Origin of the sequence: Pleomorphomonas sp. NRK KF1 (assembly GCF_023721755.1) — a bacterium.
Lineage (GTDB): Bacteria > Pseudomonadota > Alphaproteobacteria > Rhizobiales > Pleomorphomonadaceae > Pleomorphomonas.
The window spans coordinates 313,209-335,472 of record NZ_JAMDLH010000006.1 but is presented as its reverse complement, the minus strand read 5'-3'; the positions used below and the strand labels follow the sequence as shown (position 1 = coordinate 335,472).

General features: G+C 65.8%; 18 protein-coding genes. 5 read left to right on the top strand and 13 right to left on the bottom strand.

What is annotated here, in order from left to right; all coding sequences use genetic code 11:
• Positions 1-561: 561 nt before the first annotated feature.
• Together M4J39_RS16775 and M4J39_RS16770 are read right to left on the bottom strand one after the other, a co-directional pair.
• Positions 562-1,749 carry a CCA tRNA nucleotidyltransferase gene (locus M4J39_RS16775; protein ID WP_251729548.1) on the bottom strand — a complete coding sequence of 396 codons (1,188 nt, stop codon included), beginning with the start codon at positions 1,747-1,749 and terminating at the stop codon, positions 562-564.
• Positions 1,746-2,378 carry an NUDIX domain-containing protein gene (locus tag M4J39_RS16770; protein WP_251729547.1) on the bottom strand — a complete coding sequence of 211 codons (633 nt, stop codon included), beginning with the start codon at positions 2,376-2,378 and terminating at the stop codon, positions 1,746-1,748. Before M4J39_RS16770 ends, M4J39_RS16775 begins: the two co-directional genes overlap by 4 nt.
• 258 nt (positions 2,379-2,636) lie before the next feature.
• Between M4J39_RS16770 and M4J39_RS16765 the strand changes: the two genes are divergently transcribed.
• From M4J39_RS16765 to M4J39_RS16750, 4 genes are read left to right on the top strand one after another with little or no spacing between them, the layout of a single operon-like run.
• The gene (locus M4J39_RS16765; RefSeq protein ID WP_251729546.1) at positions 2,637-3,635 is read left to right on the top strand and encodes a MoxR family ATPase; all 999 of its coding nucleotides are present in this window, start codon (positions 2,637-2,639) and stop codon (positions 3,633-3,635) included.
• A 2-nt stretch (positions 3,636-3,637) separates the two neighbouring features.
• On the top strand, positions 3,638-4,525 hold the full coding sequence (locus M4J39_RS16760) for a DUF58 domain-containing protein (protein ID WP_251729545.1): 888 nt from the start codon (positions 3,638-3,640) through the stop codon (positions 4,523-4,525).
• The gene (locus M4J39_RS16755) at positions 4,522-7,293 is read left to right on the top strand and encodes a DUF4159 domain-containing protein (protein WP_251729544.1); all 2,772 of its coding nucleotides are present in this window, start codon (positions 4,522-4,524) and stop codon (positions 7,291-7,293) included. Before M4J39_RS16760 ends, M4J39_RS16755 begins: the two co-directional genes overlap by 4 nt.
• A gap of 7 nt (positions 7,294-7,300) precedes the next feature.
• Positions 7,301-9,382 carry a hypothetical protein gene (locus tag M4J39_RS16750; RefSeq protein WP_251729543.1) on the top strand — a complete coding sequence of 694 codons (2,082 nt, stop codon included), beginning with the start codon at positions 7,301-7,303 and terminating at the stop codon, positions 9,380-9,382.
• 10 nt (positions 9,383-9,392) lie between these two features.
• On the opposite strand, the gene M4J39_RS16745 is transcribed toward M4J39_RS16750, so the two are convergent.
• The 6 genes from M4J39_RS16745 to M4J39_RS16720 form a co-directional block, all read right to left on the bottom strand.
• Positions 9,393-9,977, bottom strand: coding sequence for a GNAT family N-acetyltransferase (locus M4J39_RS16745; protein WP_251729542.1), 585 nt, complete (start codon positions 9,975-9,977; stop codon positions 9,393-9,395).
• Positions 9,978-10,153: 176 nt separating this feature from the next.
• On the bottom strand, positions 10,154-11,836 hold the full coding sequence (gene cydC / locus M4J39_RS16740; protein WP_251729541.1) for a thiol reductant ABC exporter subunit CydC: 1,683 nt from the start codon (positions 11,834-11,836) through the stop codon (positions 10,154-10,156).
• Positions 11,833-13,554: a thiol reductant ABC exporter subunit CydD gene (gene cydD, locus M4J39_RS16735; RefSeq protein WP_251729540.1), complete on the bottom strand. Its 1,722-nt coding sequence runs from the start codon at positions 13,552-13,554 to the stop codon at positions 11,833-11,835. Before cydD ends, cydC begins: the two co-directional genes overlap by 4 nt.
• Before the next feature lie 175 nt (positions 13,555-13,729).
• Positions 13,730-13,840 (bottom strand): cytochrome bd-I oxidase subunit CydX, encoded by a 111-nt coding sequence (cydX, locus tag M4J39_RS16730; RefSeq protein ID WP_100083275.1) that lies wholly within the window; start codon positions 13,838-13,840, stop codon positions 13,730-13,732.
• 16 nt (positions 13,841-13,856) lie between these two features.
• Positions 13,857-15,008 carry a cytochrome d ubiquinol oxidase subunit II gene (cydB, locus tag M4J39_RS16725; protein WP_251729539.1) on the bottom strand — a complete coding sequence of 384 codons (1,152 nt, stop codon included), beginning with the start codon at positions 15,006-15,008 and terminating at the stop codon, positions 13,857-13,859.
• 10 nt (positions 15,009-15,018) lie between these two features.
• Positions 15,019-16,602, bottom strand: coding sequence for a cytochrome ubiquinol oxidase subunit I (locus M4J39_RS16720; RefSeq protein WP_251729538.1), 1,584 nt, complete (start codon positions 16,600-16,602; stop codon positions 15,019-15,021).
• Between the two features lie 321 nt (positions 16,603-16,923).
• Here M4J39_RS16720 and M4J39_RS16715 point away from each other — a divergent pair, with 321 nt between their 5' ends.
• A complete protein-coding gene (locus M4J39_RS16715) occupies positions 16,924-17,340 on the top strand; it encodes an Rrf2 family transcriptional regulator (protein ID WP_251729537.1) in 417 nt (138 codons plus the stop codon).
• Positions 17,341-17,376: 36 nt separating this feature from the next.
• On the opposite strand, the gene M4J39_RS16710 is transcribed toward M4J39_RS16715, so the two are convergent.
• The 5 genes from M4J39_RS16710 to urtB all read right to left on the bottom strand — a co-directional run bounded on the left by M4J39_RS16710 (position 17,377) and on the right by urtB (position 22,181).
• Entirely contained in the window at positions 17,377-17,895 is a 519-nt protein-coding gene (locus tag M4J39_RS16710) for an Rrf2 family transcriptional regulator (protein ID WP_251729536.1), read from the bottom strand.
• A gap of 69 nt (positions 17,896-17,964) precedes the next feature.
• Positions 17,965-18,660: an urea ABC transporter ATP-binding subunit UrtE gene (urtE, locus tag M4J39_RS16705; RefSeq protein ID WP_251729535.1), complete on the bottom strand. Its 696-nt coding sequence runs from the start codon at positions 18,658-18,660 to the stop codon at positions 17,965-17,967.
• A 13-nt stretch (positions 18,661-18,673) separates the two neighbouring features.
• Positions 18,674-19,426, bottom strand: coding sequence for an urea ABC transporter ATP-binding protein UrtD (gene urtD / locus M4J39_RS16700; RefSeq protein ID WP_251729534.1), 753 nt, complete (start codon positions 19,424-19,426; stop codon positions 18,674-18,676).
• Entirely contained in the window at positions 19,423-20,568 is a 1,146-nt protein-coding gene (gene urtC / locus M4J39_RS16695) for an urea ABC transporter permease subunit UrtC (protein ID WP_371875469.1), read from the bottom strand. The genes urtD and urtC overlap by 4 nt, the downstream gene beginning before the upstream one ends.
• Positions 20,565-22,181: an urea ABC transporter permease subunit UrtB gene (gene urtB / locus M4J39_RS16690; protein ID WP_251729533.1), complete on the bottom strand. Its 1,617-nt coding sequence runs from the start codon at positions 22,179-22,181 to the stop codon at positions 20,565-20,567. Before urtB ends, urtC begins: the two co-directional genes overlap by 4 nt.
• Positions 22,182-22,264: the final 83 nt, after the last annotated feature.

Sequence of the window (22,264 nt, the reverse complement as noted above, 5' to 3'; positions counted from 1 at the left end):
GTTCGTTCTGAGCCAGGATCAAACTCTCATGTTCAAGAGTTCTTTCCCGAAATCACAAGTTCACTTGACGAGGTCCATTCCAATCAAACCCCCGAAAGGATCCAACCGAAACGGTCCTTAGTATCAAGAAACGTGAATTCCGGACTTAGCTCTTCTTGGCACCCGACAAACCCCGAGAGGCCTGTCACGTGCCGAATGCCCCAAGCGCCGGCCACGTTTCTCTTTCTTCCTATTCACTTGTCAAAGAACCGAGGAGAACCAAGCCCCTCAAACCCGCCACCTCAACGCCACCAGCTTACCGCCAGGAACAGGCAACAGAAACTCGCCGGCACCACGTCGCCGCAGCGCCGCCGTCGATGAACGTGCTTATAGGGGGACATTCTTGCCCTGTCAACACCATCTTCGCCGACGGCCAAAAAACATCTGAAATTCGGCATAACCCATCAATATCAGCGGCTTATAGATTGTCCAAACGGTCAAGAAACCGTCATGCCCGCAGCCGGCGGCGAAAAAATTCCAGAAATTTTCTAATGGGCTCGATACGGCCCGACAGCCCCTACCTCAGAGGTCGTCTTTGAACTCGGCCGGGCAGCCGGCAGCGATCCAGGCCGCCTCGCGGCGGCGAAGTTCGGCACCCAGCGCCGGTCCGGGCGCATAGCCTTCAGCAATCAGGCGGGCGGCCGTCACGGGCGATTCCGGGGGGCGGAAGGTTCGGGCGAGCGGCACGAGGTCCGTCGCCGAATCGCGCCCTCGTTCGGCTGCCGCGAGAAGCAGTGCGGCGGAGGCTACGTCATTGCCGGTCCGAATGACGGCGAGGCGAACGGTCATCTCATCCATGCGTGCGGCGAATTCTTGGCTCCACAAGACGATCGCTGCGATTTGCTTGCTCTCCCGACCCGACAGTCGCAAGGCATCGGCGAGCGCATGCCGATCCACCGCCAGCGCGGCGAGCCTTGCCTCCAGCCCAAATGGTGAATCATGCCGGTTTGCCAGGTCGATCGCCGTCGAGAGGCGCGCCAAAGCGCCGCCACCGGGCAGAATGCGGGCAAGGATGCCCGTCTCGTCCATAACAGCGAGCGCCGGCATAGCCCCCATGGCCATCACCAGCTTGCGCATCTCGGCACCGATTCGTTCGCGCGACAGCCGGCCGATTCCCTCCTGCAGGCTGACGGCCGCATCAAGCCCCACCGCGTCGAGTTTGCCGCGACCGTAACGGGCATGGAACCGAAAGAAACGCAGGATGCGGAGATAATCCTCCTCGATTCGTTCGATCGGGTTCCCGATAAAGCGGACGCGGCCGGCAAGCGCATCGGCGATACCGCCGACGGGATCGTGCAGACTGCCGTCGGCATCGGTATAGATGGCATTCATCGTGAAATCGCGACGTCCGGCATCACCGGCCCAGTCGCGGGTGAACGCGACGACGGCGTGCCGCCCATTGGTTTCGAGATCGGTCCTGAGCGTCGTCACCTCAAAGGGCCGTCCGGACGAGACGACCGTCACCGTACCGTGTGCGATCCCGGTCGGAACTGCCTTGAGGCCAGCAGCCGTGGCCCTGGCGGCGACCACCTCGGGCCTGGCCGTGGTGGCGATATCGACGTCGTCGACCGGCACGCCGATCAGGGTGTTGCGTACCGCCCCCCCCACGACACGGGCCCGGTCGCCTTCGATCTCGACTGCCGCGATCACCTGCCGAAAGGCGGGATCGCCAAGAAACGGCGCGCCGGCAATCGAGACGGGCAGGCTCATCGGAAGACTTCCTCGTAGAATCGACGCAGGATGTTGCCGGTAACGCCCCAGATGCGATGCCGGCCGTATTGCAGCGAGAAAAAGTGTCGGCGTCCGCTTGCGTGCTCGAAGAACTCCTCGCGGTGGTTGCCGGGGTCGAGCACGAAATCGAGCGGCACCGAGAACACCTCGGCCACCTCCCCGGGATTGGGCACCAGCGCCGGCGCGCCGCCAACGAGGCCGATCACCGGAAAGACGCGAAAGCCGGACGGCGTCGGATAGGGTGCAAGCAGGCCGACCGGCTCGACGACCGACGGATCGAGTCCGACCTCTTCCTCCGCCTCGCGCAACGCCGCGTCGACGAGGGAAGCGTCGTCCGGTTCGATCTTGCCCCCCGGCAGCGCGACTTCGCCGGAATGGACTCGCAGGCCTTCGGTGCGCCGGATCATGATGAGATCGAGGCCACGGGCATCCGGCCGTTCGACGAGGCCGATGAGAACGGCGGCGTCGCGGAGCGGTTCGGTGGACGCAGCCAGGCTGGCCGCCACCTGCCCCTCGCCCGAAGCGCGCAAGGCGCCGGCCGTGGATAACGGCCTCATCCGGCCCGCCCTGGCAAGGATTTCGTCGGGACCGACTTCCTCCGCAATCACGTCCGCCTCCCGGCGGGACGCGCCTGCCTTGATTTTGCTTGCCTCATGGGTTGAAACCAGATCCAGCACCATCGCCAAAAGGTGATGCGCCGCGCGGCGGGAGATGTCAAACTCGACCGCTGTGCGCAAGCCGAGCAACGATCGAAGCGGAAACAAGAGGCCTCGGAAGCGGGTTCCGGCGCCAAGCGGCGCCCGCGAAGCGTAAGCCAAGGGCCGGAGGCCCGCCGGCGACTGAGGACGAAAAAGGAGCACCCTGCGATGAACGCAGAGATCAAGACGGCCACTGACGCGGTTGCCGAGGCGGATGCCGCATTCGAGCGGCTTTCGGCGGTCCGCGCCGCCGTCGCCCGCGTCATCTTCGGGCAGGAGGCGGCCGTCGAGGCGGCGCTGGTGACCTTGCTCTCCGGCGGCCACGGCCTGATCGTCGGCGTGCCGGGCCTTGCCAAGACCAAGCTGGTCGAAACGCTCGCCATCGTCCTCGGCCTCAGCGAACGACGCATCCAGTTCACCCCGGACCTGATGCCTTCGGACATTCTGGGCTCGGAAGTACTGGATCAGGCGGCCGACGGCAGCCGTTCCTTCCGCTTCATCCGCGGACCGGTGTTCGCCCAGCTCGTCATGGCCGACGAGATCAACCGCGCGTCGCCGCGGACCCAATCGGCGCTTTTGCAGGCCATGCAGGAGCACCACGTCACCGTCGCCGGCGTCCGGCACGACCTTCCGGCGCCATTCCACGTCCTTGCGACGCAGAACCCGCTGGAACAGGAAGGCACCTACCCTCTCCCCGAAGCACAGCTCGACCGCTTCCTCCTGGAAATCGACCTCGATTATCCCGACCGCGACACCGAGCGTCGCATCCTCATCGAAACCACCGGCCGCGTCGAAACGGCGGCCGAACGGCTGCTGGCCGACGGCGAACTCCAGGCGCTCCAAGCTCTGGTGCGTCGCATGCCGGTCGGCGATCGAATCGTCGAAGCGATTCTCGATCTGGTGCGCGGCGCCCGCCCCGGCGCCGATCTGGTGCCCGAGGCAGCCCGCGACATCGCCTGGGGACCGGGGCCCCGCGCCGCCCAGTCGCTGATGCTGGCCGTTCGCGCCCGTGCGCTCTTGACCGGTCGTTATGCCCCATCGCTCGACGACGTCGCCGTGCTGGCCATACCGGTGCTGAAGCACCGCATGGCGCTGACCTTCGAGGCCCGCGCCCGCCGCCGTACCGTCGCGGAGGTGGTCGGTCTCATCCTCGCAAAGGTAATCTGAGCATGACGGGGCACGATGCCCTGACGCCGGAAGGCGTCGCCTCGGCGCGCGGCCTTGCCGCCGCCCTGCCCGATCTCCTCATCGAGGCCCGGCGCGTGGCGGCCACGGTCGCTGCCGGCTGGCATGGCCGCCGCCGGGCCGGCCCCGGCGAAGACTTCTGGCAGTTTCGCCCCTTTCTTTCCGGAGAACCCATGCGCGGCATCGACTGGCGACGGTCGGCCCGCGACGAGACGCTCTATGTGCGCGAGCGGGAGCACGAAAACGCGCACACCATCTGGCTGTGGGTCGACCTCACGACATCCATGGATTTCCGATCCGAGCTCGCCAACACCAGCAAGTGCGACCTTGCTCTCACTCTCGCTCTGGCGATCGCCGAGCTGCTGGCGCGCGCCGGCGAACGCGTTGGTGTCGTCGGCGACCCGGAGCCGACGACCCGGCGCGACGGCGCAGAGGTGATTGCCATGAAGCTTGCCCGACTCGGTTCGATCGATGCGAACCAAGGACCGGCGGCCATGCGCCGTCGCGACGATGCGGTGCTCATCTCCGACTTTCTCGGATCGCAGACGGAACGCGACTCGCTTCTCGCCGACCTGGCAACACTTGAAAGCCGCGTCCACCTGGTCGAGATCGCCGACCCGGTCGAAGAGACCTTTCCTTTTGTCGGGCGCGTCGATTTCGTCGACCCCGAGACTGGCGGGCACCTGACCGCCGGTCGGGCCGAGGCTTGGCGCGAGACTTATCTCAACAGCCGGGCCGAGCATCGCGCGCGTCTCGTCGCGGCCTGCCGCCCCGGCTGGAGCCATACGATCGCGCGGACCGATCGACCGGCTACCGAGACGCTGATTGCCCTCTGCGGCCGGCTTTCGGCGCCCGAAGGAGCGGGAGCATGAGCGGCCTGTCCTTCGCGGCTCCGTTGGCTCTCATCGGCCTCCTGGCGCTCCCCGCCATCTGGTGGCTTCTGAAGGCGACGCCACCGCGCCCCGTGACGCGCATCTTTCCGCCGCTCGCCCTGATCGTGCGCCCGAAGCGAGACGAGGACACACCGGTCCGCACGCCTTGGTGGCTGATTGCCTTGCGTCTCCTGATCGCCGGCTTGGTCGTGCTGGCGGTTGCCGGTCCGGTGCTACAACCGGCCGAACGCGTCATCCGCGGGCAAGGTCCGTTGTGGCTGGTCATCGACAACGGCGCCAGCGCCGCGCCCGAATGGCCGGACCGCCGGGCCACTGCGGTCGCCATCCTCGGGGAAGCCGGCGATGCCGAGCGACCGGTGTTGCTCGTCGCCACCGCCGATGGACCGGACGGCATCGGGGCGCAAACGACGGCGACCGAAGCGTTGAGGCGCGTCAACGCTCTTGCGCCGCGCCCCATCCTGCCCGACCGAGCTCCATTGCTGCCCCCCCTCGCCCGCCGGGCCGCCGAAGCACCTCCGGGGGAGATTGTCGTCCTGTCGGAGGCGGGCGACAACGGCACGGCCCGCGATTTCCTGGCCGGCCTTGCGCGCCTCTCGGCCACCGCGCCCATGACGCTCGCAACGTCGAGCCGGCCGCCCCCCGTGGCAGTCGATGGCGTCGATCAGGACGGCGCGGCCGTTACTGTTCATCTCAAGCGGCCGGCGGTCGGTGCGCCAGAAGAAGGCAAGCTCCGGCTCCTCGACCGAAAGGGCCGGCTTCTCGATGAACGCGAGTTTACCCTGGCCGGGGGCGCGGCCCAAGACAACGTCCGCTTCGAACTGCCGCTCGAGATCAGAAACGACATTGCCCGCGCCGAAGTGACGGGGGGCAACTCGGCTCTCGGCGTTCGCCTTCTCGACGATCGTTGGCGGCGTCGCTCGGTCGCCATCGTCACCGCCACCGGCAGCGACACGGCCCGGCCATTGATCGCTCCCGAGTATTTCCTCGAGAAGGCGCTTGCACCGTTTGCCGAAGTGGCCGTTCCCGCTCAAGGCGCCCTCGCGGACGCATTCAAGGCGGCGATCGACGCGCGACCGAGCGCCATCCTCGTCGCCGATGTCGGCCGCCTCGGCTCGAGTGAAGCAGCACTTGCCCACGCCTTCATGGAAAAAGGTGGCGTGCTCGTTCGTTTCGCCGGTCCCCGGCTCGCCGCATCCGACGAGACAGAGGTTCCCACCCCGCTGCGTCGCGGCGACCGCGCATTTGGGGGCTCCCTGTCCTGGAGCCAGCCCCAGTCGCTCGGCAGCTTTGCCGAGAGTGGCCCCTATGCCGGTCTCGCGGTTCCCGACGACGTGACGGTTAACCGACAAGTGCTGGCCGAACCCGGTATCGATCTCGCCGACCGGACGTGGGCCAGCCTGTCCGACGGAACGCCGCTGGTCACGGCCGCCCCCGTCGGCGACGGCTGGCTGGTTCTGTTCCACGTCACCGCCGACACCCGCTGGTCCAACCTGCCCATATCCGGCGTGTTCGTAGAAATGCTGCGACGGACCGTAGCCCTTGGCGCCACGGGCGGCGGTGCGCGGGAGATCGGCGGTAGCACCATTCTACCCCCGCTTTCCCTTCTTGACGGCTACGGACGCGCGTCTGCGCCGACAACCGGCGTAACAGGCATCCGCGCGGGGGATATCGCGACGCTCCGCCCTTCGCGATCAACGCCGCCCGGGCTCTACGGCAGTGACGACGGCTTCCGGGCTCTCAATCCGATGAGACCGGACATGATCTACGTATCCCCCGACTTTGACGGTCTGGGAGACGGCGTGCGCCGAATCGGTCTTGCCGCCGAGACGGCCATCGACCTGTCCCCCTTCGGCTTCGGTCTCGCCTTTCTTCTCCTGCTCGTCGACGGGCTTGCCGTCACCGCCCTTGCCGGCGGGTTCAGGCGGCGCCGACCGGTCGTGGCAATGATCCTGATCGGCTTCGCCCTTCTCCTTACGCCGCCTCACGCCCATGCGGCCGACGACGCTCGCCTCATGGAAGCCCTGTCCACAACCCGGCTCGCCTATGTCGAAACCGGCGTCGCCGACATCGATGAGACCAGCCGGGCCGGCTTGTCGACGCTTTCGCGCTTCATTGGCTCGCACTCCTCGCTTGAGCCGGGCGAGCCGATGGCGGTCGATCTGGAACACGACGAGCTCTCGGTCTTTCCACTGATCTACTGGCCCGTGGACGCGGCGGCGCCGATGCCGTCGGCCACCGCCATGACCCGCATCGAGGCCTTCATGAAAGACGGCGGTACGATTTTGTTCGATAGCCGCGACGCCGCCGATTTCTCGACCGAATCGCCCAACACCGTACGCTTGCGCGACATGCTGGCCATGATCGATGTACCGCCTCTCGAACCGGTGCCGTCCGATCATGTGCTCACCAAGTCTTTCTACCTGCTCGGCGCTTTCGTCGGCCGAACCGAGGGGTCGCCGCTTTGGGTCGAGGCACCCGATGACAGCGGGAACGGCGTTGACGACGCGGAGCGGCCGGTCCGGGCGGCCGACGGTGTGTCCCCGCTGCTGATTACCGGAAATGACCTTGCCGGCGCCTGGGCCGCTGACGAGCGTGGCGCCTTCATGAATCCTCTGGTGCCCGGCACTCCACGCCAGCGGGAGTTCGCCTTTCGCGCCGGCGTCAACATCGTCATGTATGTCCTGACGGGCAGCTACAAGGCGGATCAGGTACATATACCGGCCCTCCTCGAACGGCTGGGAGAATGAGACCGTTATGATCTGGTCGCTCTCCTTCACGCCCCTTCTGCCCGTCCCCGTTCTCGTCGGCGGCGGTATCATGGCACTCGTCGTTCTCGCCCTGATGGCCTTTCGCCGTCGACCGGGCGTGGTCTTGCGGGCGCTTGCCCTCGCTCTCCTTCTGCTCGGTGCGGCGAGGCCCGAACTCGTCGCCGAGGATCGCAAGGCTCTCCCCTCCGTGGTAGCACTGGTTGCCGATCGCAGCGCCTCGCAGTCGCTGGCCGGCCGGCCGTCCGACACCGACGCCGCCTACACGGCTCTCAAGGAGAGGCTGTCCCGCCTTGCGGGCGTGGAACTGCGCGAAGTGCCGACCGCGGCCACCGACAACACGGACGGCACGCGCCTTTTCGCCGATGTCGGCCGCGCCCTCTCCGACGTGCCGGCCGATCGGATCGGCGGCGTCGCCGTGATCACCGATGGCCGGATCCACGACGTGCCGAAGGATGTCGCCGGGCTCGGCTTCTCCGCCCCCGTGCATGTCCTCGTCACCGGCGACCCAGGCGAGTACGACCGTCGCATCGAACTGACGTCCAATCCCAAGTTTGCGCTCGTCCGGTCAACGCAGCGCCTCGGCTTCCGCCTGGTCGACGACGGACGCTCACCCGACGGCGCGGCAGTGCCGGTCATCGTGCGCCGCGACGGCGAGATCGTGGCGACGGTGACCATGGCGCCGGGCGAGGAACGTACCGTCGACATCGCCATACCCCATGCCGGCGACAACATCGTCGAGGTGGAAGCCCCACCGCTGCCCGGCGAGATTTCGCCTCTCAACAACACCGAAGTGGCCGTTATCGACGGCGTGCGCCAGGCGCTTCGCGTCCTGCTGGTATCGGGCGAGCCGCACTCCGGCGAACGCACATGGCGCAACCTCCTGAAGTCTGATGCCTCGGTTGACCTCGTTCACTTCACCATCCTGCGACCACCGGAAAAGCAGGACGGCACGCCGATCGACGAGCTGTCGCTGATCGCCTTCCCCACCCGCGAGCTGTTCGACGAGAAGATCGACGACTTCGACCTGATCATTTTCGACCGATATGAGAAGCGCGGCGTGTTGCCGCTCCTCTACTTCGACAATATCGCCCGCTATGTGGCCGATGGCGGTGCGCTGCTGATGGCAGCCGGTCCGGACCCGCTCAACGCCGACAGCGTCTACGACAGCCCGCTTGCGCCGCTTCTGCCCGCCATTCCCGACGGCAACGTGATCGAGACGCCGTTCAAGCCCGCGATCACCTCTCTTGGCGCACGCCATCCGGTCACGGCGAACCTGCCGGGTGGAGACGTCGATCCGCCCCGCTGGTCGCGTTGGTTCCGCCTCGTCGAGGCCCGCGAAAGCCGTGGCGACGCGTTGATGTCGGGGCCGGACGGCAAACCGCTGCTCGTGCTGTCTCGAGAAGGCAAGGGCCGCGTCGCCATGCTGCTGAGCGATCAGGTCTGGCTATGGGCACGCGGCTTCGAGGGCGGCGGCCCACACGCCGAGCTGTTGCGCAACGTTGCCCACTGGCTGATGGGCGAACCCGAGCTGGAGGAAGAGGCGCTTCGCCTGTCCGGCGAAGGCGGTCGCCTCACGGTCGAGCGGCGGACATTGAAGGACGCCGCCGAACCGATAACCGTGACTTTTCCGGACGGTGCGGAGCGGCGGTTGTCCGACCTCCCTACCCTTGGCCCCGGCCGTTTCGGCGTGACGCTCGACGCGCCGCTACCCGGCCTCTACAAGGCGACGGATGGCACGCTCACCGCCCTTGCCCACGTCGGTCCGGCCAATCCGCGCGAGTTTCGAGCTCTCGTCTCGACAACGGAACCGGCACGACCCATAGCCGAAGCGACCGGTGGCGCGGCGGTCCGACTCAGGTCGAAAGCCAGTGGCCCGGTTGATATTCCCACGGTTGCACTCCGCCGACCGGCCGCGGGTGCCTATTCGGGCAATGGCTGGATCGGTTTCAAGGCGTCGGAAGCCTACGAGGTCGCGGGCATCGAAACCGTGCCGGTCTATCTGGGACTGCTCGCCGGCGCCTTGCTGCTGCTGGCTATCGGCGGCCTCTGGTGGCGCGAAAGCCGGTAATCGCTCGACCTCAGGCGGCTGGACCGGTCGCCCTGACCGAACCGGCGACACCGTCGGAAGCGCCCGGCGTCAGCTCGGCCCACAGAAGGCGGGCCGGATCGACCGGTCCCGGCAGTTCCACCCGACCGGCCGGCACGACACGAAAGCCGAACGGCCAGTAATAGGGGAAGTCGCCGACCAGGACGACCAAACGATGGTGGCGCTGCCGCGCCGCCTCCATGGAAAGCCGCATCAGCGCTTTGCCGACGCCGAGGTTCTTGAGCGCCGGCAACACCGCGAGCGGCCCTAGCAGCAGCGCGGGCGTTTCGCCCACAACGATCGCTGTCTGCCGCACGGAACCGATGATGTTTCCCTGGTAGACCGCGACAAGGCTGGTCGGACCGTCCGGCGCATGCCCCTCACGAAGGCGGAACGCTGTGCGACTGTAGCGACCGGGACCGAAGGTCACGTCATGGATGGCGTCGATGGCGGCGGCATCATCGGCCGCTTCTGGACGAAAGGTGACATCCTCGAACACAAAGGTGCCGATGGAGCGGGCAAGCGAGAGATCGATGGCGGTCATGTCGAACCGTGGGAAAGCGGGGTGCGGCGCCATCGATCCGCAGTCCCCAAGGGGCGACCGATCAGGCGCAGGAAGACGCGGAAGCGCGCTCAAAAGCGCGTGCGTCGCGTCGTCGTCGCTGATCGTGGCCGAGGAGCATGCGAGCTCTCCCAAAAGGTTCGCTGCCCCTTAGCACGACGAAGATAGGCGCACAAGCGCGGCGTTCTCCGTCAGACGGTAGAAGATGGAAGATTCGAGACGATCCGGCCGGCGTCGAGTTCCACGACACGATCCATGCGGTGGAGCGCGGCGCGGGCATGAGTGATCAGGATCACGGTTCGACCGGCCATCCGGTCGAGCACGCGATCGAGCACGGCGGCTTCCGTCTCCGGGTCGAGCCCCTCTCCCGGTTCGTCGAGAACAAGTATGTCCGGATCGATCAACAGAACGCGGGCGATGGCGACACGCCGCGCCTCGCCGCCCGACAGCGTGGTTCCCGCAACTCCGACCGGCGTCGCAAGCCCCTGTGGCAGCCGGGCGACGAAATCGGAAAGCCCGGCCACGTCGATGACGGCGGCGAGCTCCTCGTCCGTCGCCGAAGGACGACCGAGGCGGAGATTGTCACCAAGCGTCGCAGTGAAGAGATGCGGCTTCTGGGCTACCACCCCGATCGTCCGACGAACGTCGGCAAGTGCGAGTTCTCTAGTCGGAGTGCCACCCAGCCGAATTTCTCCGGCGTCGGGGTCGCGCAGCCGAGCGAGGAGGGCCGCGACCGACGACTTGCCGGCGCCGCTTTCGCCAACAAGCGCCACACGGCTGCCCTGGGGTATGTCGAAGGTCATGTTCTCGAGCGCTGGCCGGATAGCACCTGGATAGCTGAGCGTCACGCCATCGAGGCTGATGTCGCACCCCTCCGGCATTGGTTTGGGCGCTGCGCAGTCGATGACCGGCGGTTCGCGGTCGAGGATGGCGAACAGCCGCCGCGCAGAGGCAAGTGTCGATGCAACGCCGAGAAAGGCCACCGGCAGCCCCATGAAGGCCTCGGCCGCCGATAGCGACAACAGCGCGGCCATCGCCAGATCCGGCCCTGCCATGCGCCCCGCGGCGACGAGCGGCACACCCACGGCGAGCGCCACGATCAGCGCCAGATCGCCGGAGAGCCGGCCGAGTGCCTGTCCGAACGCCGCACGACGAGCAAGCCGGCGCTCGATCTCGACAATCGAAGCCATCGTTTCCACGAGTCGGTTGCGATGCTCGACGAAGGCGCCGACGACCATGAGGGGCATCAGGCCGGAAAGATCGTCGACGACCAGCCGACGGAGATCGGCCGAGCGCAGGGTCAATGTGCGTCCGGGGCCAGCCGCCGCCACCGCGGCAAGCGCCGGTGCGAGAAGACCGCACGCGGCGAGAACCGCGAGGACGCCGGCCGACAGAAGCCCGTCGTGCAGGAAGAGCACCAACCCGACGGCGGCGAGCGTCAGCACGGCGACCACCAACGGGGACAGAAGCCGTAGGAACGTCAGCTCCAAGCGATCGATGTCGGCCTTGAGTCGAGCGAGCAGATCCCCGGAGCGGAGATCGTCGAGAGCGGCCGGAGCGAGCGGCACCATCATGGCGAACAGGTGAGTACGGGTATCGCTGAGAAGGCGCAGCGTCGCTTCGTGCCCGACCACCCTGTCGATATAGCGACCGCCGGTGCGCAAGATGGCCAGCCCACGGATGATCGCCGCCGGGGTGAAATAGTTCATCGTGACGCCGGCAAGACCGGCGGCCGCCATGGCGGTGATGAACCAACCGGATGTCGCCATCAGCCCGACATTGGCGAGCGTCGCAATAAGCGACACCAGCATCGACAGCAAAATCCATCCGACATGCCGCCGGTAGAGGCCGAGGAGGCGGAACAGATCTCTCACGCCGAGCCTCCGCCATCCAATGTTGCCAGCATCGTGGCGAATTCTCCACCGCGCGCCTTGAGCTCGTCAGGCTTTCCCTCTTCGACGAGCCGCCCGGCGGAAAACACCAACACCCGATCGGCGGCCTCCACGGTCTTGAGACGATGGGCGATGGTGAGGCGCGTGCGACCGGCGGACAGCCTGGCGATCGCCTCGCCGACCACCGCCTCGGTGGCGGCGTCGAGGTGAGCGGTGGGCTCATCCATCAAGACGAGCGGCGCCGGAGAAAAAAAGGCACGGGCCAACATCAACCGTTGCATCTCGCCGCCCGAGAGACCGGCACCGCCTTCGCCAAGCCGGCTGTCTGCACCGTTGGAAAGGCGCCCGACGAACTCGTCGGCATGAGCCGCCCGAAGCGCCGCCGCAACATCGCCGGAGCGTCCCATCGCGACATTCTCGGCCACAGATGCGTCGAACAGGAAAGCGCGCTGCGGAAGGAAGGCGATATGGCGCCTGACATCGGCGATATCGAGCGAAGCGAGCGGCCGGCCATCGATAAGGATGGTTCCCGCCTCAGGCTCCAGGAACCCGGCAATCAGCGACAGGATGGTCGACTTGCCAGCGCCACTCTCGCCGACGATCGCGATCTGCTCGCCGGCTCGAACCTCGAAGCTGACGCCATCGAGGGCAAGGCGACCATCCCCATAGCCGGCCGAGACATTGTCGAAGCGCACCGAGACCGCTTCTCCGGCGGCGAATGGCTCGCTGCCGGATCTTCCGGACGCGGGACGTGCCAGAAAATCGGCAAGCCGCTCGGCGGCGGCAACAGCTTCCATCCGCGCATGCCGTTCGGTGCCCAGCGTCCTGAGCGGCGCATAGAACGCCGGAGCGAGCAGAAGCACGGTAAGGCCATCCACAAAGGCGATCTCACCCCAGAGAAGCCGAAAGCCGATCAGCACCGCCGTCACCGCGATGGAAACGGTGGCAAAAAACTCGAGAACCAGGGCCGACAGGAAGGCGAGACGCAGGACTTTCATGGTCTCGCGCCGATAGCCGTCGGCTGTTCGGGCGACAAGCGCCACCTCGCGCTTGGCAGCACCGAGCAACACGAGGTCGGCAAGTCCGGCAACCGCGTCGAGAAGATGGCCGCCGAGCCGGGCCATCGAAGCCCATTGTCGCTGGTTGGCCCGTTCAGCCGAACGCCCGGCCAAGACCATGAACAAGGGCAGCAACGGCAAGGTCACGGCAAAAACCACCGCCGATCGCCAGTCGACGGGCAATACCGCGAGAAGGATCGCAGCCGGCAGCACCGCGACGGCCGCAGTTGCGGGCAACCACTGTCGCCAGTAGGGCTCGATGCCGGAGACGGCATCCGTCAGCGTCGTCGCGACATCGCCGGTCGCTGTGCCGGAGAGCCGCACCGGACCCAGCACTGCGACATGATCGAGCAATCGGGCAAACAGGCTCTGCCTAGCCTTGGCCGAAACGGCGAAGCCGACCTGGGCACCGGCATAACCGATGACCGACTTGAGAAGAGCGATGCCAAGAAGCTGAATGAGAGTGGGAAAGACGGCGGCAAGATCGGCGCCTTTAAAGACCGCCGCGTCGATGACTCGGGCGGTGAGGAAGGCCGCGATCACCCCCAACAATCCTTCGGCAACGGCAGCGGCAAGAAGCAGCGCCGTCTCCTTTCGCACGCTGGCCGAAAGGTCTTCGAGAAGGGTCTCGGGTTTGCTCATGCGAAAAGGAACGGGCCGGTGCTTGGAATGGGGCAAGCCGGATTGCCACGCGCCGACCGAAACCGCAAGGGCGGCTGCTTTCACATGGGCGCGACTGAAAAGGCGGCCGGCGCGGGGGCGGGACAACCGCGCCGGCCCCGGTGGCGCGGCGGGAGGGCCGCCGCGCCAGGCTGTGTCATTCGGACGCGTCGATGTCGAGACCGTCCTGGAATTCGAACCACATCACGTTGATCACGCCGATGGCAGCCGCCGCCGTGACACCGAGAATCCAGGCAAAATACCACATTGTCCGTTCTCCTATGTCAGTAGGCCGAATGCGAGCGGGCGGTGATCTCTTCCGCCGTGACGCGTCCCCACATCCGCCAGTAGCACCAGACGGTGTAGGCGAGCACGATCGGCAGGAAGATCACCACGGCCCAGAACATGACGTTGAGCGTCAGATGGCTGGAGGTGGCATCCCACACGGTCAGGCTGGAGTTCGGGTCAAGGCTCGACGGCATCACGAAGGGGAACATCGAGAGGCCGGCCGTGCCGATGATGCCCGCCATGCCGAGTGCCGACGTGACGAAGGCGAGACCGGGCCGGTCGGCTTTCGCCAGAAGGGCAGTCAAGAGCGGTCCGAGAATGCCGATGACCGGCGCCAGTATCGCGATGGGCATCGTCGTGTAGATGTCCAGAAGCGCGCCGGACGCCACTACGACCTGCTTGTTGAGCGGGTTGGGCATGGCATCAAGCGGGGGCTGCGACACGATGCGATAGCCGTCGATGCCGAGCCAGACCCAGACGCCGGCGACCGCGAACAGCACGGCGATCACCGGCGACAGCCGGACCGCCAGAGCCCGCGACCGCGCCGCGACGTCGCCGGAAGCGCGCAGCTGCAACCAGATGGCGCCGTGTGCGACAAGCATGCCCAGCGAGATCAGTCCGGCCAGGAGCGCAAAGGGGTTGAGCAGCGGCAACAGGGCGAAGATGAACGAGCCCTGATAGTGAGCGCGCAGGATTTCGTCCAGATAGAACGGCACACCCTGCAGCAGGTTGCCGAAGGCGACGCCGAAGATCAGCGCCGGAATGGCACCACCAGCGAACAACCCCCAGTCCCAGGCGTTGCGCCACTTCGGATTGTCGAGCTTCGAGCGATAGTCGAAGCCCACCGGCCGGAAGAACAGGGCGAACAGCACCAGAAGCATCGCCATGTAGAAACCGGAGAAAGCGGCCGCGTAAACGGCGGGCCAGGCGGCGAAGATGGCGCCGCCGGCGGTGATCAGCCACACTTGGTTGCCGTCCCAGTGCGGACCGACGGTGTTGATGGCGATCCGCCGCTCGGCGTCGGTCTTGGCGACGAAGGGCAGAAGCGAGCCAACGCCCATGTCCATGCCGTCGGTGATGGCGAAGCCGATCAGCAGCGCGCCGACCAGAATCCACCAGATGAACTTCAGGATTTCATAATCGAACATGGTGATTTCCTCACTCTGCCGCTGCGACGCGGACCGACTCCGGCATCTGAGTTTCGAAGTGATAGCGGCCGGTGCCGAGCGAACTTGGGCCGAGGCGAGCGAACTTGAACATCAGGTAGACCTCGATCACCAGAAGGCCGGTGTAGAGCACCAGGAAGCCGGTCAACGAGAAGATCAGGTCGGTGGTAGTGAGGCTTGATGTCCCGAGGAAGGTCGGCAGCACTTCGCCGATTGCCCAGGGCTGGCGACCGAACTCGGCAACGAACCACCCGAGTTCGCAGGCAAGCCAAGGCAGCGGCAGGGCCCACAACGCGGTCCTGAGCAACCAGCGATTCTTCTCGTGGCTGCGCCGAGCGCTGACGTAGAAGGCCGAAGCGAAGATCACCAGCATGATGAAGCCGAAGCCGACCATGAAGCGGAAGGCCCAGAACAGCGGCCAGACCTTGGGAATGGTACTATCGGCGGCTGCCTGGATCTGCTCCTCGGTGGCGGTGGCAGGATCCTCGACGAACTGCTTCAGCAACAGTCCGAAACCGATGTCCTTGGCGTGGGCGTCGAACACCGCGCGCGTTTCCGGCGTCGTGTCGCCACCGCGGATCTTCATCATTGCCGCGTAGCCTTCCTGACCCGAACGGATGCGGGCGAGATGCTGATCGCGCAGGTCGTTGAGGCCATGGACGGGTTCGCTCAGTGAGCGCGTGGCGATCAGGCCCAGGACGTAGGGGATCTCGATCGCCCCATGGGTCACTTTCTCTTCCTGCGAGGGGAACCCGATCAGATTGAAGGCCGCCGGAGCCGGCGCGGTTTCCCATTCGCCCTCGATCGCGGCGAGCTTGACCTTCTGCACGTCGCCGAGCTCGTAACCGCTCTCGTCGCCCAGCACGATGACCGAGAGACAGGAAGCGAGGCCGAAGCCGGCAGCGACGGCGAACGAACGCTTGGCGAAGGCGACGTCACGTCCCTTCAGGAGATACCAGGAGGAAATGCCAAGCACGAACATCGCAGCGGTGGTGTAGCCGGCAGCGACGGTGTGGACGAACTTGACCTGGGCCACCGGATTGAACAGCACCTCGGAAAACGACTGCATCTCCATGCGCATCGTCTCGGGCGAGAAGATGGAACCGACCGGGTTCTGCATCCAGCCGTTGGCGACCAGGATCCAGAGAGCCGACAGGTTCGAACCGATCGCCGTCATGAAGGTGACCGCGAGATGCTGCCGCTTGGTAAGTCTCTCCCACCCGAGGAAGAACAGGCCGATGAAGGTCGACTCGAGGAAGAAGGCCATCAAGCCTTCGATGGCCAGCGGCGCACCGAAGATGTCGCCCACATAATGCGAGTAGTAGGACCAGTTCGTACCGAACTGGAACTCCATGGTGAGGCCGGTCGTGACGCCGAGGGCGAAATTGATGCCGAACAGCTTGCCCCAGAACTTGGTCATGTCCCGGTAGATTTCCTTGCCGGTCATCACATAGACGGTTTCCATGATGACCAGCAGCCAGGTGAGCCCCAGCGTCAGCGGAACAAAGATGAAGTGGTACATTGCCGTGGCGGCGAACTGCCAGCGCGACAACTCCACGAATGTCTGATCGAACATGATGGTCGACATCCTCTCAGCGAAGGCAGCCCTATGAGCGCCTGTCGCGCTCGGACCGCCGTGTTCTTCCTCAAGGGCTCGCCGCGTCGCCGGCAGGCCGGCGGAGGGCAGAACTCATCGATCCGGAGGACGAACAGGCAGCGCCAACCGCTCGCTCCCGGCGAAAATCACCGACCGCGACGGCGTGAACGACCATCATCTTTGCGACCCCCGTGGCCGGCTGGCACCGGCGGACCGTCGGAATCCCCCTCCGACAATCGACATGGACAGAACTAGCCATATAAAGCTATACAGTCAATATACCTTTGGAGGAAGGTCGCCATGAAAATCAACGCCGTGACCCACGGCGCCCTTCGAATCCTGATGATCTGCGGCGACGGCGAGCCGGTGACGCTTCCGGAGATGGCCAGCCGGCTGGGAATGCCGGAGGCGCGTGTCACTCGCTCCTGCAACGCGCTTGCCCGCGCCGGCCTTCTGGTCGGTCGCCGAGGCCGTGGCGGCGGCTATCGTCTCGGCCGGCCGGCGGAGAAGATTTCAGTGTTGTCGGTGATCGATCTGTTCGAACCGGAAGACGACATGCGCATCTGCGGGCGAACCGACACGACCGCTTGCCGGAGCTGCTCCTTTGCCGCCGCCTGCGGCGAGGCTTACCGGGCAATGCGAGACGAACTCGCGGCCATCTCGGTCGCGGACATCCTGATAGATCACACCCACCAGCATGCGCAGGAAATAGCCTAAATCGGGGAAAAGCTCGCCCAAAGGCGAGCGGAGCGGTCAGGCGCGCGCGACGAGCAGCTCGTCACCACACGCGGCACCCCGAACAGGCTTCGCCGACGAGGCTCCATCGAGCAAAGCCCTGAACTCCGCCTCGTTGCCGGCCACGTCGGCGAGGGTCAACCGATCGAGCACATCGAGGAAAGCGTCGGTGGCCCGGCGAAGCACTTGGCTCATTCGACAGCGATCGGTCAGCGGGCAGGTGTTGGTCTCAGGGTCGAGACACTCCACCACGGAAAGGCCATCCTCGGTAAGGCGCACCACCTCGCCGATGACAACCGACTCCGCCGGCCGCTTGAGCCGGAAACCGCCCCGGTTGCCCCGCACGGTCTCAAGATAGCCCCAGGTCCCGAGCTGGTGGACGCACTTGACGAGATGCGACTGAGGCAGATCGAAGGCCTCGGCCACTTCGCGAATCGTCGTCAGGCGGGGGGAACGGGCAGCAGCGGCCAGCAGCACGCGCAGCGAATAATTGGAGTAGCTGGTCAGTCGCATAACGCCCCCGGCTTCCTCTTGCATCGGGATGTCCCTACGGGGAATCGCACGCTCCGGACTGCTTTTCAAGACTGCAACAGTCTCATGGCTCGATCACACGGCGATTCTGCCGCGCACCGCCTCTTCGTCCATGCTATCGCGATTGCCGGCCATCACGACTTCGCCGCGCTCCATGACCACGAAATCATCGGCGAGATCCCTGGCGAAATCGAAATACTGCTCGACCAGGACGATCGCCATGTCGCCCTGGCGGCGCAGGAAGGAAATGGCGTGGCCGATGTCCTTGATGATCGACGGCTGGATGCCCTCGGTCGGCTCGTCGAGCACGAGAAGACGCGGCCGCGTCACCAGCGCCCGGCCGATGGCGAGCTGCTGCTGCTGTCCGCCGGAGAGATCGCCGCCGCGTCGACGCAACATGTCCTTCAGCACCGGAAACAGGTCGTAGACCATGTCGGGCACATAGCGGTCGGCCCGCTTCAGCGTGGCAAACCCGGTCTGAAGGTTCTCCTCCACCGTCAGGAGGGGGAAGATCTCGCGCCCCTGAGGAACGATGGCGACGCCGCGCCGCACCCTTTCGTAGGGCGACAAGCCGGTCAGGTCGCCTCCATCCAGGCGAATCGCACCGGCCGAGATCGCCTGCAGGCCGGCGATCGCCCGCATCAGGGAGGTCTTGCCGACGCCATTGCGGCCGAGCACGGCGGTGACGCGTCCCGCGGCGGCGGACAGCGACACCTTTCTGAGCGCCTGGGCGGCGCCATAATGGAGGTCGACGGTTTCGACGTTCAGCATTGTTTCGGGTCCTTCACCGCCCAAGGTAGACCTCGATCACCTTCGGATTGGCCGATACGGCATCGAGCGATCCCTCCGCCAGCACCGAGCCCTCGTGCAGCACGGTCACCTTGACGCCCAGGGCGCGAACGAAGGTCATGTCGTGCTCGACCACCACCACCGACTGCGTCTTGGCAATCTCCTTGAGCAGGATCGCCGTTTCCGCCGTCTCCGCGTCGGTCATGCCGGCGGCCGGTTCGTCGACAAGAAGAAGGCGCGGCTCCTGGGCGAGCAGCATTCCGATTTCCAGCCATTGCTTCTGGCCATGTGACAGGCGGGCCGCCAGAAGATCGCGCTTGTCGGACAGCCGGATGGTCGCCAGCAACGCGTCGATGCGCCCCTGCTCGGCGGCCGAGCGGCGGTGAAACAGTGCGGCGAGGGCGCCCCGCCTGCCCTTCAGGGCCAGGGCGATATTGTCCTCGACGCTGTGGCTCTCGAACACCGTCGGCTTCTGGAACTTGCGGCCGATGCCGAGGTTGGCGATGGCTGCCTCGTCGAGACGGGTGAGATCGACGGAACCGTCGAACAGCACATCGCCGGTATCAGGGCGCGTCTTGCCGGTGATGATATCCATCATCGTGGTCTTGCCGGCACCGTTGGGACCGATAATCGCCCGCATTTCCCCCGGCTCCAGCACCAGAGACAACCGGTTGATCGCCCTGAAGCCGTCGAAGGACACCGAGACATCATCGAGATAGAGAAGCGAACCTTCCGCCTTGCCGGTCATGCCGCCTCTCCCGCTTTCTCGCCCGCCTCATCCGGTTCCTTGGCCGGTTTTGATCGTCCGGTCACCACCGTCTCCCAGAGGCCGACGATGCCGCGCGGCAGGAACAGCGTCACCACCACGAACAGCGCACCAAGCGCATAGAGCCAGACCTCGGGCAGGACGCCGGTGAACCAGGTCTTGCCGAAGTTGACCGCCACGGCGCCGATCAGCGGCCCGACGAGCGTGCCTCTGCCACCGACCGCCACCCAGATCACCGCCTCGATGGAAGCGGCCGGGTCGAACTCGGACGGATTGATGATGCCGACCTGCGGCACATAGAGCGCCCCGGCGATGCCGGCCATAGCGGCGGACAGCGTCCAGACGAACAATTTGTAGTGCTCGACCCGATAGCCGATGAAGCGGGTGCGACTCTCGGCGTCGCGGATGGCGATCAGAACCTTGCCAAGCTTGGACCGGACGACGGCCGACGCGACGACGAAGCCGAGCGCCAGCATCAGCGCCGAGGCGGAGAACAGCGCCGCGCGGGTGCCGGGCGCCTGGATCGGGAAGCCGAGGATATCCTTGAAGTCGGTCAGGCCGTTGTTGCCGCCGAACCCCATGTCATTGCGGAAGAAGGCAAGCAGCAGCGCGTAGGTGAGTGCCTGGGTGATGATGGAGAGGTAGACGCCGGTGACGCGGCTTCGGAAGGAAAGCCAGCCGAACAGGAAGGCGAGGACTCCCGGCACCAGCGCCACCATCAGGAACGCGTACCAGGCCATGTCGAAGCCCTGCCAGAACCAGGGCAGTTCCTTCCAGTTGAGGAAGACCATGAAGTCGGGCAACACCGGGTCGGCGTAGACGCCCCGCGAGCCGATCTGCCGCATCAGATACATGCCCATGGCATAACCGCCGAGCGCGAAGAAGGCGCCATGACCGAGAGACAGGATGCCGCAGTAGCCCCAGACGAGATCGACCGACAACGCCAGGAGCGCATAGGTCAGATACTTGCCGCAAAGCGTGAGCTGATAGGTGGAGACGTGAAAGGCACTTCCCTCTGGCACCAGAAGGTTGCCTGCCGGAACCAGGAGCGCCAGCGCAACAAGCAGCGCCACGACGACACGCCCCCGCCGATCCAGACTGTCAATGAGGAAGGTTGTGATCATGCCTCCACCGCCCTGCCCTTCAGGGCGAACAGGCCACGCGGCCGCTTCTGGATGAACAGGATGATCGCCAGTAGCAGGATGATCTTGCCGAGCACTGCGCCGGCGTAGGGTTCCAGGAGCTTGTTGGCGACACCGAGCGTCAGCGCACCGACCAGCGTCCCCCACAGATTGCCTACGCCGCCAAACACGACGACCATGAAGCTGTCGATGATGTAGCCGCGCCCGAGGTTGGGGGACACATTGTCGATCTGGCTGAGCGCCACGCCGGCAAGGCCGGCAATGCCCGAACCGAGGCCGAAGGTCAGTGCATCGACCAGCGGGGTATGGATGCCGACGGCGGCGGCCATCTGCCGGTTTTGCGTCACGGCCCGCATTTCGAGGCCGAGCCGCGTACGCTTCAGTACGGCGAGCAGCGCCAGAAACACCGCGAGCGCGAACAGGATGATCCAGAGTCTTGTCCAGGTAATCTGGATGTCGCCCAAGGCGAAGGAACCGGACATCCAGGAGGGATTGCCGACCTCGCGATTGTTGGCGCCGTAGAGCGAACGCACTGCCTGCTGCAGGATCAGCGATACGCCCCAGGTGGCGAGCAGCGTTTCAAGGGGCCGACCATAGAGCCAGCGGATGATCGACCGTTCGATGAGGATGCCGGCGAGCGCGGCAGTCAGGAAAGCGGCCGGCAGGGCAATCAGCAAGGAGTAATCGAAAAGGCCCGGCCAGTAGGTGCGAATCGCCTCCTGCACGGTAAAGGTGGCATAGGCGCCGAGCATCACCATTTCGCCGTGCGCCATATTGATGACGCCCATCACCCCGAAAGTGATGGCAAGGCCGATGGCGGCAAGCAGCAGCACCGAACCAAGCGACAGGCCGTACCAGAGATTCTGGCCGACATCCCACAGCATCAGCCGGCTCTCGATCGCCGCCACAGCCTTGCGGGCAGCTTCACCGACCGCCCCCTCGGCGGAGGCATAGCCAGACAGGAAACCGAGGGCATCGCGGCCGCCCAGATCGGCGATGGCGACGATGGAGTCCAATTTTTCGGCCTCCGACGCATCGGAAGCAAGCAACGCCGTGGCCTTGGCCGCCAACATCGTCGCACGGATGTCGGCCATCGTCTCCTCGGCGATCGCCCTGTCGAGCGCCGGAATCGCCGATGCGTCGGCCGACTTCATCACCGCTTCGGCAGCCGCCCGGCGCGTCGCCGGATCGGGGCTCATCAGCGTCAACGCGCCCACTGCCGATGAAATGGCGCGCCGGAGGCGGTTGTTGACCTTGATCTTCTCGACGCTTGCCTTCCGCGCCACCCCCGCGTGGGCGCCCGTCACCGGGTCGGTGAGGCGAAAATCCTTTCCGGCCTTGTCGGCGAAGAACACCGCTCCATCGGCCTTTCGTACCATCAACTCGCCTTCACCGAGGCGATCGAGGATCGCGGGCACCCGCTCGTCACCGGTCGCGGCGAGGTCGGCAATGGCCTTCTCAGCAGCATCGAACCCGCCGGAGCCCAGCGCGGCGACGCGAGACGACAGCGCGGCGTCAGCAATGCGACCGGCAAACGCCGGCTGAAGACCGACGACCAGCACCGAGAGAATGGCAAGAAAGCGCAGGAAACTCATGGCAAATCCGTTTCGATCCGCTTGAGCGGCCGCGGTCGGTGAATGAACGCAACCGATCGTCGGATGCTCCCGTCGGCGAAGAT